General features: G+C 61.5%; 12 protein-coding genes. 6 read left to right on the top strand and 6 right to left on the bottom strand.

From position 1 onward, the window contains the following. Nucleotides 1-282 precede the first annotated feature (282 nt). On the top strand, nt 283-972 hold the full coding sequence (locus BTO02_RS23700) for a PqiC family protein (protein WP_083615337.1): 690 nt from the start codon (nt 283-285) through the stop codon (nt 970-972). Here BTO02_RS23700 and BTO02_RS23695 read toward each other — a convergent pair. The 4 genes from BTO02_RS23695 to BTO02_RS23680 form a co-directional block, all read right to left on the bottom strand. Then, nucleotides 969-1397, bottom strand: a complete 429-nt coding sequence (locus tag BTO02_RS23695; protein WP_075159655.1) for a cupin domain-containing protein — start codon at nt 1395-1397, stop codon at nt 969-971. The genes BTO02_RS23700 and BTO02_RS23695 overlap by 4 nt on opposite strands. An 80-nt stretch (nt 1398-1477) precedes the next feature. Next, a complete protein-coding gene (locus tag BTO02_RS23690; protein WP_075159654.1) occupies nt 1478-2305 on the bottom strand; it encodes an AraC family transcriptional regulator in 828 nt (275 codons plus the stop codon). Nucleotides 2306-2471: 166 nt separating this feature from the next. Next, complete coding sequence (locus tag BTO02_RS23685; protein WP_075159653.1) at nt 2472-2849, bottom strand: c-type cytochrome; 378 nt, start codon at nt 2847-2849, stop codon at nt 2472-2474. A 140-nt stretch (nt 2850-2989) separates the two neighbouring features. Continuing rightward, nucleotides 2990-3934: a metallophosphoesterase family protein gene (locus tag BTO02_RS23680; protein WP_075159652.1), complete on the bottom strand. Its 945-nt coding sequence runs from the start codon at nt 3932-3934 to the stop codon at nt 2990-2992. A 331-nt stretch (nt 3935-4265) separates the two neighbouring features. On the opposite strand from BTO02_RS23680, the gene BTO02_RS23675 reads away from it, so the two are divergent. The 4 genes from BTO02_RS23675 to BTO02_RS23660 all read left to right on the top strand — a co-directional run bounded on the left by BTO02_RS23675 (nt 4266) and on the right by BTO02_RS23660 (nt 9392). After that, nucleotides 4266-4625: a DUF2946 domain-containing protein gene (locus BTO02_RS23675; RefSeq protein WP_075159651.1), complete on the top strand. Its 360-nt coding sequence runs from the start codon at nt 4266-4268 to the stop codon at nt 4623-4625. Nucleotides 4626-4829: 204 nt separating this feature from the next. Further along, entirely contained in the window at nt 4830-7130 is a 2301-nt protein-coding gene (locus BTO02_RS23670; RefSeq protein ID WP_232243645.1) for a TonB-dependent receptor, read from the top strand. Between the two features lie 14 nt (nt 7131-7144). Continuing rightward, entirely contained in the window at nt 7145-8635 is a 1491-nt protein-coding gene (locus BTO02_RS23665) for a PepSY-associated TM helix domain-containing protein (protein ID WP_075159649.1), read from the top strand. Nucleotides 8636-8843: 208 nt separating this feature from the next. Continuing rightward, nucleotides 8844-9392 carry a lipocalin family protein gene (locus tag BTO02_RS23660; RefSeq protein WP_075159648.1) on the top strand — a complete coding sequence of 183 codons (549 nt, stop codon included), beginning with the start codon at nt 8844-8846 and terminating at the stop codon, nt 9390-9392. A 27-nt stretch (nt 9393-9419) separates the two neighbouring features. On the opposite strand, the gene BTO02_RS23655 is transcribed toward BTO02_RS23660, so the two are convergent. Beyond that, nucleotides 9420-10124 (bottom strand): helix-turn-helix transcriptional regulator, encoded by a 705-nt coding sequence (locus BTO02_RS23655; protein ID WP_075161308.1) that lies wholly within the window; start codon nt 10122-10124, stop codon nt 9420-9422. Between the two features lie 99 nt (nt 10125-10223). Here BTO02_RS23655 and BTO02_RS23650 point away from each other — a divergent pair, with 99 nt between their 5' ends. Next, nucleotides 10224-10622 carry a VOC family protein gene (locus tag BTO02_RS23650; RefSeq protein ID WP_075159647.1) on the top strand — a complete coding sequence of 133 codons (399 nt, stop codon included), beginning with the start codon at nt 10224-10226 and terminating at the stop codon, nt 10620-10622. Between the two features lie 125 nt (nt 10623-10747). Here the strand turns inward: BTO02_RS23650 and BTO02_RS23645 are convergent, their stop codons facing one another. Then, a complete protein-coding gene (locus BTO02_RS23645) occupies nt 10748-13435 on the bottom strand; it encodes an excinuclease ABC subunit UvrA (RefSeq protein WP_075159646.1) in 2688 nt (895 codons plus the stop codon). Nucleotides 13436-13621: the final 186 nt, after the last annotated feature.

Genomic DNA, 13621 nt, shown 5'->3' with positions numbered 1-13621 from the left:
GCGCTTACATGCACAACCGTTCAAGGCGTCACATTTATCTGGTGCCGCGATTCGCTTGTTGTGTGAACCTTGTATGAAAGGCTAGTGCGAACGGTATCTATCAGATTGACCTGAATCAAGTGCAGGCGCCTGGGGTGATCAAGGCGTAGTACGTAAGCAGGTTTGCATGGTGCGGGTTCATTGCCCGTTTTTAATCGATGATTAAATAGTTCGGATTGCGACACGTATAAAAGTTGCGATTCCGCTATCCCTCTTAAGCATCCGCAGGATGGAGGGTGGACAATGAAAAACATGAGATGGGCGACGGCGGCGATACCCGTATTGCTGTGTGCTGGCGGTTGTATAGGCATGCCTAATGGAGGCGTCTATAGCTTGAACCCCACGCCAATAAGCCAAATAAGCCAGAACCACGAATCCGGCTTGCCGCTCGGAGTCGTCGTCGATTATGTAGCTATTCCTGAAGTGGTCGATCGGCCGGAATTCGTACTCCGCATCAACCCTTTGCAGGTTAGAGTTGTCGAAACTGCGCGGTGGAGCGAGCCGCTAAAAACGCAGATTGCCTCGGTCCTGACAGTGGACCTGAAACGCATGCTTCGCGTTCCCCCTGGCGTCAAGCCGCACACGCATGATGTGCCGACATTCCGCATCGCAATCAATGTGCAGACCTTTGACCTCAGACTCGGCGAAGGCGCGGTGCTTTCCGTCGAATGGTCAATACTGACGCCCGATTCGAAGCGGGTGCTCAATGGAAGATCGATCGTGCTTCAACGCGTCGGTCGCGAGAGCTTCGACGGGCTCGTCGATGCACAAAGCCGTGCGCTCGCTGCCGTCAGCGGCGACATGGCGGATGCGATCATGTCGGCCCTGCAGAAGAAATCGCACGCACCCGGGAGAATCTACGACGTCAGATCGAATCAGCCGTTACCAGCTGCAGACATGGACGCCACCGCTCATTCAAAGGCAGAGACTTAAATCCACTGATCATTCTGCACAGTACGTTCGCTTGTCGCGTTGTCCCCGGTGTTCACCACACCGCGCGGCTCGATAAGCAGCACTTTCACTTCGGCATGCGCGCTGGGCTTGTGCTCGATGCCTTTCGGCACAACGGCCATCTGACCGGCATGCAAAACGATCGAGCCGTCGCCCGACGGTCCACCGCGAAAGTCAATCCTCAGTTCACCGTCCAGCACGATAAAGGTCTCATCCGTATCACCGTGTTTGTGCCAGACGAATTCGCCTTCGATCTTAACGACCTTGAACTGATAGTCGTTCATTTCCGCGACCACGCGCGGCTGCCAATGGCCCTCGATCAAGGCAGTCTTGCCAGCAAGGTCGATTGCCTCGCATTGGCCGCGCATAGCGGGAGCCTTAATGCGGGGATGCGTTGGTGCGGACATCGTTTTCTCCGTTCACTGTGGATGTCCGTCGAGAATACGTGGTCGCGAGGAACGCGTATTGAACGATCTTGGGTGAAGGTTCAAACACGAGGCACGTTGCCGACGATCTGAAGCCAGCGTCCCGGCGTGAGGCCGAAGGTCTTGAGAAAATGACGCGTCATGTGGCTTTGATCTGCGAAGCCTGCGTCTGCGGCGGCGGTCGCGAGCGAGACGCCGGAGAGCAGCATGCGCCGTACTGCGTCGAGCCTGCGCATCGTGAGGTAGCGATACGGACTCGTGCCGTAGAACGTGCGGAAATCATGCGAGAGACTCCACCGATCGCGGCCCGTGGCTGCTTCCACTTCTTCGAGTGTAACCACGCGCGTATGGTTTGCATGCAGATACTCGCGCGCTCGGCGTGCCGCGGAATAATCGCCCTTCCCTCGCTCGCCCGTCATGCCCGCCGCCGCGGCGAGCGCGCGCGCAAGCTCGGCCAGTGCGTCGCTCTGCTCAAGCGGCTCGAACTGGTGATCGACACGCTGCAACAAGGTTTCGGTAGCCGCTGCGATGCGCGGATCCGTGGTCACGCCGCCCTCGACGAACGGCAACGCGCGACCCGCCAACGCGTGCTGAAAAAGCGCGGGCTGCACATAAATCATGCGGTAGCGGAAGCCTTCCCCCGTACCCGCCTGACCGTCATGCGCTTCGTCGGGGTGCAAAACGATGGTATTTCCCGGCAGGCTGTCGCGCCGGCCGCGCCGATAGCTGAAGCTTTGCACGCCTGCGAGCGTGCGCCCGATCGCGTACGTATCGTGGCGATGCAACGCATAGGCTTTGCCGTGAAACCAGGCTTCGATGCGCTCAATGCCCTCGGTCGGCTCGGCGCGCATCACCCAGTCCTGGCGAGCGGATGCAGCTTTTCGGAACATGGTGGGTCGCGAAACACAGTGAATGAAATTCGCGTCGGTGCAAGGCGGATGTCCATTTTACAGGTTGCCCGATGAAACAGCCTCGCGCGGCACATTCGACCATCAAAGCCGCTTTCCTGCTTTGCGTCGACACACGCGACGCGAACGCCGGTCGCATAGCGCATCATCACTTCTGGGTGGCGAGATAGGCGATGATATCCGCGCGAGTCTTCGCGTCCCCTACCGAGAAAAACATCTTCGTTCCGGGAACCAACTTCTGTGGGCCTTGCAGCCAACGGTCGATCATCTCGGGCGTCCAGACGATGCCCGAGTTTTTCAGCGCAATGGAGTACGAGTATCCCGGTACCGATCCCGCCTTGCGTCCTACGACGCCGCGGTGCGCAGGTCCAATGTCGTTGTCTTCGATCGAATGGCATGACATGCAGGCTCCGTACGCAATTTTTCCCGCGGCCGGATCGCCGGCCGCCGCTGCATGCGAGGCGGCGCAGAGTGTCGCCGAGACGAGAACCACCTTAAAGGACACACTCGAAATAGTCTTGCTCATATCCGTTTTTCTCCAGGCTTGGCACGGCCGAACACAGCCATCAGCCAATCGGTACATCATCGATGGCAGTGAGGCATGCTTAGGAAATCAAGGGTGATTCCGGCGATGCAGTCCGCTTGTCTCTGATTGTGCGTAGCGGTTCAGGCGAGGGTTGCATCGGTCAGCGTCGCGCGAGGAGGCGTCAGCGCGATCCTCACGTCCGTCACGCCCAGCATTTTCCGAAGCTGCGCAGCAGGGACGGTCAGCGGCATGGGGCCCGGTCCGTTGCCGGCGGTCGGTTGAGGGTAGGCGGTCGAGCGCGCGGTATGGAAGGTGATGTTGCCCTCCACTTTCGAAACGATTTGATGGATATGACCGTTCAGGACCGTAACAGAGCCGAAACGCTTCAGATAGCTCATTGCCTCGTCCGCGTCCCCGGTGCCCCAGCCCCATGGCTGGTAGATCGTCCACAACGGCATATGGGCGAAAACGACGATCGGAGTACTCGATGAGCGTCTCGCAAGATCCGCCTTCAGCCAGGCCAGTTGATCGTCACCGAGTGCGCCGAGGCCTTCCGGTTTGAAGCTCATGACGTTATTCAGCGCGACGAAGTGCACGCCCTGATGATCGAAGCTGTAATAGCCCTTATTGGCAGACGCCTGACCGAAGCGATTGAAATACTCCGTGCCGGTTCCGTCCGTGACATCGTGTTCGCCCGGAACGGTATGCAGCTCGGGGATGCGCAGACGCGCCAATAACTGGGAGGCATCGTCGAACTGTTGCGGCTTGGACAGGTGAGTGATGTCTCCCGTGTGAATCGTCAGCGCCGGCTTGACCGGCATGGTGTTTACATAGTCGATCGTCTGCGCGAGCGTGCCGGCGACATCGGGATTGGCCTCTTTGTTGAAGCCGATATGCGTGTCGCTGATCTGCAGGAACAGTGGGGTTCCCGTAGCGGCCGCCCGATGCTTTTGATCGGCAGCCAAAGCAATGTCGACGGGCGCGAGTACGCCGCCGGCCAGCACGAACAGCGTCCCTGCACCGCCGAACGCGAGACATTTCAAAGCACGGCGACGTGCCGGATCAGTTGGGAAAGTGGATGACATGTAGTCCTCGTAAGCGGGTACAGCAGGTGATCCGAACGGGTATCCGACGGCCTCCTGTACGGTTCACGGTGCATTACTTCCTGTGCCGCCGGTTTATTCCCGATTGCCGTGATTCACTTCATCGCCTGCTAGGTTGGCCTTCGAAACCAGGGAAACCAGAATCCGGTCGGCCGGCCGACCTGCTCCTGCGCGTGGAGGAACTCGTGCTGGGCCTGTTCAGAAAAGGGTTGTGACGATTTGCCAGTGCAACCGGTTGCCGGAAATGTTTAACATGCTTACACGGCGGTGTTAAACTGCGCCCGCTAACGGATATGCCGGATTCAACTTCCCGATGACCTTTCACGCCCGTCGACGATTCAGCGCATGGCTTGGCATGCTTGCCATCTGCCTCGTCGTCTTCGTGCCGGTCATCAGTCAGCTGGTGGCATCGGCGCATGCGAGCGAACCGTTGGCCGCGTTGTGTTCGGCCACGCAGCCGGACGCAGGGACGCATCATGCCGGCGATCCCCTATCCGCGTGCGGCTACTGCGATCTGCTCGCCACGCATGCTGCGCCGCCGCCTGTTGCGCCGGCCGTCGAACCGGTTCTTCTGCTGCCGGTGGTGGTTGCCGCCACCGTGCTTTCCACACGCTTCACACCGCTCGGCGCTTTCCCCTCAGGGCGTCCGCGCGCCCCTCCCGTTTTTTCCTGATCGTCGTCCAGTACCGCACGCCGTAGCTAAGCGCGCGCCTCGAAGGCGCGCGCTCAGCGATCGATTGCGGCTGTTCACCCGTACGCACAGGAAAATAACCCGATGTTGTACTTCGCTTTGCGAAGGCTCCGTCGCGGCGCGCAACCATCGATGCATCGCGCCGTCATCGGCCTATTGCCGCTTACGCTAGCGGTGTCGCCCGCCATGGCGGACACCGTCGCCACATCAGCGGCGTCTGCCGCGTCTGCCACCGCGTCTGCCACCGCGTCTGCCACGGCCGGCACCGGGCCCGCCGTTACCGAACTGCCGGCAATCAACGTCACTGCCAGTAACGCGGGCAGTTATCGCCCGGTCGTCGATCCGAATCTGCCCGCGTCGACCGAAACGATCACGCGCGAACAGTTCGAAAACTGGAATGTGGTCAACACCGAAGACGTGTTGAAATATCTGCCGAATCTCGCGGTGCGCAAGCGCTTCGTCGGCGACCTCAATTCGATTATCGCGGTGCGCGGCACGAGCAACGTGCAAAGCGCAAGAGGTCTCGTCTACGCGGACGGACTGCTGCTGTCGAATCTGCTTGGCAACAGCTACTCGTTTCCGCCGCGCTGGTCGATGGTATTTCCCGACGAGATCCAGCAGGTCGACGTCATTTACGGCCCTTTCTCAGCGCTGTATCCGGGCAACTCGCTCGGAGCGACCGTGCTGATCACGACGCGCATGCCCGAGAAATTCGAAGCGAGCGCGGACGTCAAGGCGTTCACGCAGCACTTCGACCTGTACGGTGTCAACCAGAACTTCAACGGCACCGAATCGAGCGCGACGATCGGCGATCGGATCGGCAAGTTTTCGTTCTTCATCGGCGCGAATCACCTCGAGAACACGAGCCAGCCGCTGCAGTTCGCGACGCTTGCGCAATCGACGACGCCCGCGAAAACCGGCGACACACCGGTTACCGGCGCGTACTTCTACAACAACCAGACCAATACGCCGACTGCGGTGCTCGGTGTGAACGGCGAAGGAATCGAGCGCACGATCCAGGACCAGTTGAAGCTGAAGATGCAGTACGACTTCACGCCGACCGTGCAGGCCGGCTTTACGCTCGGTTACTGGCATCAGACCTACAACAGCGAAACGACGACGTTCCTGCGCGACGCGAACGGCAACCCGGTGTACAGCGGCAGCGTGGCGATCAATGGATTCGAATACAACATTCCCGCCGCGGCGCTGGCGCCGAGTCTCGGCAACAGCGAGAACTGGCTGTATGGCGCATGGTTGAAAACGCACAACGCGACGGGCTGGAACGGCGAAGCGATCGCGTCGTACTACGACGTGACCAACAGCGTCGCGCGCACCGCGAGTGCCGGCGGACCGGGCAACGGGCCTGGGATCGTCACGTTCGGCGACGGCACGGGCTGGAAGACGCTCGACCTGAAAGCGACCTACACACCCGCAACGCCGCAGGCTGGCCTGTCGAATCACACGCTCGCGTTCGGCTACCACTTCGACAATTACTTTCTGGATAACGAAACGTACAACACGGCGGCCTGGCGCGACGGCGCGGCCGGCAGCTTCGCGAATGCGTTCGGCGGCCGCACGCAAACGCAGGCCGTGTACGCACAGGATGCGTGGGGTTTCCTGCCGCGCTGGAAGTTCGTCTATGGCGTGCGTTACGAGGACTGGCGCGCGTACGACGGCTCGCAGGCGCTTGGCGCAACACGCTTGCCTTACGCGGACGCCGATCAGCATCATTTCTCGCCGAAGGCGTCGCTGTCGTTCGACGTCACCGACGATCTGACGCTGCGCGCATCGATTGCTCGCGCGTACCGGTTCCCGACGGTCGGCGAACTGTTCCAGGGGCAAATCAACGGATCGTCGATCATCAACAACAACCCCAACCTCCGGCCGGAGGACGACCTCTCGAAAGAACTCACGGCAGAGTGGGCGCACTGGAACGGCGTGTTCAGATTCTCGCTGTTTCAGGACGACGTGAAAAACACGATCTTCAGCCAGACCGACACGACCGTCATTCCGAACGTCACGAATTTCCAGAACATCGGCAAGGTGCGCTCGCGCGGCGCCGAAGTCAGCTATCAGGGGCAGGACGTGCTCGTGCACGGTCTCGACCTGATTGCGAATGCCGCGTACACGCAGTCGAAGATTCTGGAAAACGCGCAGAACCCGGCGACGGTGGGCAAGTACTTCTACCGCATTCCGCTATGGCGCGCGAACGTCGCCACGACGTATCGCTTCGACGCGCGCTCGGCCTTGACGCTCGCGGTGCGCTATTCCGGCCGGCAGTACAACACGCTGACCAACACGGATACGAATCCGGATGTGTTCGGCGGCACCAGCACGTATGTGGTCGCGGATGCGAAGTTCACGTTCCGGCCGACGAAGCAGAGCGAAATCGGCGTCGGCGTCGACAACCTCTTCGACTCGCGTTATTTCGTCTATCACCCGTATCCGGGCCGCACCTTCTACGTCGAAGGCCGGCTCCATCTGTGAAGGAGGCTAAGCGCATGTCCACCGCAGCAATCGAACATCGTCCCGCGCCGGCTGGCGCGAGCGCATCGAGCCGCAGTTATCGCACGCTATGGCGCTGGCATTTCTATGCAGGCCTCTTCGTGATGCCGTTTCTCGTCGTGCTCGCGATTACCGGTACGCTGTATTGCTTCCAGCCGCAGATCGAGCCGCTGCTTTATCCGCACCGGCTCGTGGTCGAGCCGCGCAACGTCGCACGCCTCGACGAAGACGTGTTGCTCGCGAACGCGCGCCGTGCGCTGCCGGCGGGCTCGGTCGCGACGACCGCACGCATCTCGTCGCGAGCGGACCGCAGCGCGGAGTTTATTTTCCGGCTGCCAAACGGCGACCGGCAAAGCGTTTACGTGAATCCCTATGACGGCTCGGTGCTCGGCACACTGAGCGTCGAGCGACGCTTCATGCAGGTCGACCGGATGATTCACCGCAAGCTGCTGCTCGGCAAACCGGGCGAGCTGCTGATGGAACTGGTCGCATGCTGGACGCTCGTGATGATCGGCACGGGTGTCGCATTGTGGTGGCCGCACGCAGGCACCACATTGCGCGCGGCGCTCATGCCGCGCCTTTCGCTGCGCGGGCGGCCGTTGTGGAAAAGCGTGCATGCGGCGCTCGGCATCTGGCTCGCGGTCGGTGCGCTGGCGTTTGTCGTGACCGGCCTGCCGTGGACCGGCTCATGGGGTAAGCAGTTCAAGGCGCTTGCCACGAGTGCCAAACTCGGCTCGCCGCCAGGATCGTGGGGCGGATTGCCGTTGCAGTCGAGGCCGCCCGGCGGCCAGCCCGCGCGGCGTACCGACACTCGCGCGGCCGATGTGGACGAGCATGCGATGCATGCGTCGCCGACGAGCGGCATGGATGCGATGCCCGGCATGACGATGGACGATCTGCCGTTGCCGCAAGTGCCGTGGGCCGCAGGCGCGACGCACGTACCTGAGTCGCACGATGCCGCTGCGGCAGCATTGCCGCTCGATCGCATCGTCGCGCAGATGCGCGGGCTCGGTCTCGCCGATGGCTACGATGTCGCGCTGCCCGCTGCCGCGAACGGCGTCTATACGGTGTCGTACTTTCCGGCCGATCCGAAGCTGGAACGCACGATTTATGTCGACCAGTACAGCGGCAAAGTCCTGAAGGACATCCGCTACGGAGACTATGGCGCGGTGGGCAAGGCGGTGTCGTACGGCACCTCACTGCATATGGGCCGCTATTTCGGCGTGGCGAACCAGATCGTATGTTCGGCGATTTCTCTTGGACTCGCGGCGCTCGCTGCGACGGGCTTCGTGATGTGGTGGAAGCGCCGGCCGGCGGGCAAGCTCGGCGCGCCGGCGCGCGACCGCACGACGGTACCGATGCGCGGCTGGAAACTTGGCCTCGTGGTTCTCGGGATAGTTTTTCCTCTGATGGGCGTCACGCTGATTGCTGTCTGGCTCGCCGACCGTGTGTGGTTAGGCCGTGGATCGCAGTGGATGCTTCCATGAAGCCGTGGACAGGAACAGCTGAACTCTGCCGGGCACCTGGTGTCAGCATGGTCTCCATGGCTTACTTTCGTCGCGACGTAGCGTTCGATATCCGCGCTACGGCACGGCTCATTCAAGTGAACTAAAGTGATATATCGGTAGCCAGGGGAATGTACGTAGCACTTCGCTGCCGTTCCAAAAGTCTTTTTCATTCGGATGAGCAATCGCCATGCAAAAGAAGAATCTGCTTTTAGCGCTAACGGGAACGGCGATGCTTCTCGGCGCGTGCGCATACATTCCTCGCCCCGGTCCGGTCGGTAATCGTGACGTGCCACAGCCGGCCAGACCGGTCGATCTGAGCAGGTATATGGGCCGTTGGTACGAGCAGTTCCGCTATGAGGCCTCGTTTGAAAAAGACATGGACGAAGTCACGGCAGACTATTCGCTTAACGCGGACGGGACGGTCAACGTGGTCAACCGCGGCCGGAAACCCGGCAATTCCGGTGGGTTCAAACAATCGGTCGGAAAAGCGAAAGTTGCGGATCCCGCTACGAATGCGAAACTAAAAGTATCTTTCTTCCGTCCGTTTTACGGAGACTACTGGATACTCGATCACGATGATGACTATGACTGGTCGATCGTGGGCGAGCCGTCGGGGCGTTACCTATGGGTGCTGACCCGAACCGCACACCCTTCCCCGGCAACGCTTGATGATCTGAAGGCACGCGTGAAGGCGCTCGGATACGATTGGTCGCTTGTCAGAGTGACGAGGCAGTAAAGGCGATCATGTGTTCCTGCAATCGTGCTACCCCGACAGATCGAGCCCGCGTGACTCCTTCATATAACGCTTCCAGCGCATGGCGAGAGCGAGTCTTCGTTCACCGTGGCGCTCATCGAGATAATCCGCGCTGATGAGCCGATCTGTCCTGAAGTGGCGAAAATCCTGTCGCAGTTCGCACCAGGCAGCCAGCAGACGCACGGCGTCCGCGTAGCCGATCATGATCGGCCAGATCGTACGCTCGCTGATGCGCTTGCGTTCGTCGCAATAACGGATGCGCATTTTGCGTCCCTCGCGAATCCACTGTCGCACGCGCCCCATGTCGATCGCGTCTGCCGACACAGCGAGTGGCGCCACCGGGCCGATCGTCGGTTCTGCGATAAATGGCCGGAGATGCTCGGGCACCGCCGCGGTGATCTTTGCGACGAGGTCCTTCGCAGCCCGGGAAAGCACAGAGTCGCTGCGCTGTGCCACCCATTGCGCCCCGAGCACCGCGGCCTCCAGTTCCTCGGCGGTCAGCATCAAAGGCGGCATGTCGTAGTGGCGATCGAGCACGTATCCGGTTCCCGCCTCGCCGCGAATAGGCACACGCTGCGCCATCAGATCGGCGATGTCGCGGTAGACGGTACGCATCGACACTTCCAGTTCCGCGGCAATAGTGCGTGCGGTGACCGGGCGTCGCGCGCGCCGCAAAATCTGGATGAGCTGAAACAGCCGGTCGGATCGACGCATGCGTTCGCTGCTGACAGTATGCTGGCAGCAGCACCTTTGTAGGATGTCCATGACGTCGCGCACCATCCGGCGCACGATGCAATCACATGAGGGAGAAAAATGGACTTCGTCTCAACCCGTATTATTACAGACGACATCAAAGGGCTCGTGCGCTTCTATGAAGAACTTGGGCTGACGGCCGCGTGGCTTACCGACGAATTCGCCGAACTCGCGTCGCCGTCCTGCACGTTGGCGATCGGTACCACCCGCACGATGAATCAGTTCTTCGGCGCAGCGGCGACACCGGCGAGCAATCGCTCGGTCATCATCGAATTCCGCGTACAGGATGCCGACGACGAACACAGGAAGTTGCTCGCGATGTCGGCCGATATTGTGCAGCCGCCGACGACCCAGCCTTGGGGCAACCGTTCGCTGCTGTTTCGCGATCCGGACGGCAACCTCATCAACTTCTTCACGCCGATCACGCCTGAAGCGCTCCGCAGATTCGAGAAGCACTGAACACGGCACGCCATGGCTTACTGCTTGGCGTTCTATCAAAAATCCGCGGACACGGACAGACCCATGTGCCGGGCTTCCTTCAGAAAGAAGAGCGCGGCGCACGCTAGCGTGCGTACTTGCATCATTCATACTGCGAGGTGCTGCCTCAAATACGCCGCGGTGCGGCTTTCCTTCACGCGCACAACCTGGGCCGGCGTACCGCTCGCCACGATCTTGCCGCCGGCACCGCCGGCGCCCGGGCCGACGTCGACAACCCAGTCGCTTTGTGCGGCGACCCGCATGTCGTGCTCCACGACGACGACGGTATTGCCGGCATCGACCAGTCCCTGCAGTTGCACCATCAGCCGGTCGACGTCGGCGGGATGCAGGCCCGTGGTGGGTTCGTCGAGGATATACAGCGTGTCGCCGCGTTGCGCGCGTTGCAGTTCCGTGGCGAGCTTGATGCGCTGAGCTTCGCCACCGGACAATTCGGTGGCAGGTTGACCGAGCCGCAGATAGCCGAGGCCGATGTCACGCAGCACGTTCAGTGCGCGCATCACGCTGGCTTCGTCGGCGAAGAAATCGCAGGCCGCATCGACGGTCAAGCCGAGCACCTCCGCGATGTTCTTATCGCGCCATGTGACTTCCAGCGTCTGTGTGTTGTAGCGCGTGCCGCCACAGGTCGAGCACGGCGCATAGACGCTTGGCAGGAACAGAAGTTCGACGCTGACGAAGCCTTCGCCTTCACACGTCGGGCAACGGCCTTGCGCCGCATTGAAGGAGAAGCGGCCCGCGCCATAGCGACGCTTGCGAGCCAGGGGCGTGTCGGCGAACAGCTTGCGCACGTGGTCGAAGAGGCCCGTGTAGGTGGCGAGATTGGAACGCGGCGTGCGGCCGATCGGTTTCTGATCGACGCGCACGAGGCGGCGCAGCGCGTCCATGCCCTCGGCAATGCGGCCGCCGGTCGGCGCGCTCGAGCCCGCGAGCAACGGATCCTGCTCGTCGTCGTCCGGTTTTTCGAAGGCGCGTCCAAGGTGGCTAGCGACCAGTTCCGGCAATGCCTGGCTCACGAGGCTCGATTTGCCCGAGCCCGACACGCCCGTGACGGCAGTCAGACAGCCGAGCGGAAACGCGGCGTCCAGTCCATGCAGATTATTGCGCGTGATGCCGACGAGCCTCAGCCAGCCGGCCGGTTCGCGCGTCGTGCGCGCAACGGGCACGGGCGGCGCGAACAGATGTCGGCGGGTATGTGACGCTTCGACATTCGCGAGGCCAGCCGGCGGTCCGCTATAGACCACATGGCCGCCGGCTTCGCCGGCCGCGGGACCGACATCGACGAGCCAGTCGGCGCGCCGCATCATCTGCAGATCGTGTTCGACGACAAACAGCGAATTTCCCGCGGTCTTCAGGCTCTGCAGCGCGCCGAAGAGCGCTTCACCATCTGCGGGGTGCAGGCCGGCCGATGGCTCGTCGAGCACATACACGACACCGAACAACTGCGACGACAACTGCGTGGCGAGCCGCAAACGCTGCAGTTCGCCGGATGACAGTGTGGGCGTACTGCGCTCCAGCGCGAGGTAGCCGAGGCCCAGATCGACCAGAGTGGTCAGGCGTTCGAGCAACTCGGCTGCAATGCGTTGCGCGGCGACGCGTTTTTCCTCGGACAGGTTCGGCGTACGCCGCACATCGGGCGAGGCTTTATGCGCGGACCCGCCTGCAGCGATCCGTTTATCGACGGCATCGCGCATGGCGCTCCTGCTGAGCACGCTGCCTTTGCCGGCGTCTTTTCCCGAATGAGCGGCATCCGGCTCGGGCCATTTGCCGCGCGCGATCGGTTCGAGCATCTCGGCAAGTCTGGCTAGCGGCAACTGGGCGAACGCGCCGATATCGAGCCCGGCGAATTTCACCGACAGCGCTTCCTTCTTGAGCCGCTTGCCGTGACAGGCTGGACAGACGCTGCCGATCATGAATTGCGACACGCGTTTTTTCATCAGCGCGCTTTGCGTGTTCGCGAACGTGTGCAGCACATAGCGGCGTGCACCGGTAAATGTGCCCTGGTAGCTTGGCTCGTCCTTGCGCTTGAGCGCGGCACGCGTTTCTTTCGGCGTGAGTCCGGCGTAGACGGGCACGGTCGGCTGTTCGTCGGTGAAGAGAATCCAGTCGCGGTCTTTCTTTGGCAGATCGCGCCACGGTTTATCGACGTCGTAGCCAAGGGTCACCAGAATGTCGCGCAGGTTTTGTCCGTGCCACGCGGGAGGCCATGCGGCGATTGCGCGCTCGCGAATGCTCAGCGAATCGTCCGGCACCATCGATGTTTCGGTGACCTCGTACACACGGCCAAGTCCGTGGCAAGTCGGACAGGCGCCTTGCACCGTGTTCGGCGAGAAATCCTCGGCGAACAGCATGGGCTGCTTCGGCGGGTAGTCGCCCGTACGCGAATAAAGCATGCGCACGAGACTCGACAGCGTGGTTACGCTGCCGACCGTCGAGCGCGCGCTCGGCGTGCCGCGCTGCTGCTGTAGCGCAACGGCGGGCGGCAGGCCTTCGATGGCGTCCACTTCGGGCACGCCGACCTGCTCGATCAGACGCCGGGCATACGGCGCGACCGATTCGAAATAGCGCCGCTGCGCTTCGGCGTACAAGGTGCCGAATGCCAGCGACGATTTGCCCGATCCGGACACCCCCGTAAAGACGACCAGCGCATCACGCGGTATCTGCACATCGATATTTTTCAGATTGTGTTCGCGAGCGCCGCGCACCCGCACGAAGCCGGTGAAGGCGGGTTCCCCTGACGGCGGCGCTGCCGGGCGAGCTTTGTTGTGGATGGCGTCCATATCGATGCGGGTCGAATAAGCATGGCCTTGCGTCCAACGCCAATAAGGTTGCACGGAGCATGCCCGGGGTCTTGTGGCGACGTGGCTATGCGTCGAGACAACATCGATTCGTCTGGTAAACGAATTTTCAAATACCTTTCCCAACTTTCTCGTTGCTTCGATCGAGAGCAGATCCAGTCCACGCCG

Origin of the sequence: Paraburkholderia sp. SOS3 (genome assembly GCF_001922345.1) — a bacterium.
Lineage (GTDB): Bacteria > Pseudomonadota > Gammaproteobacteria > Burkholderiales > Burkholderiaceae > Paraburkholderia.
The sequence above is the reverse complement of the archived record's forward strand: the minus strand, read 5'-3'. Positions and strand labels throughout refer to the sequence as shown.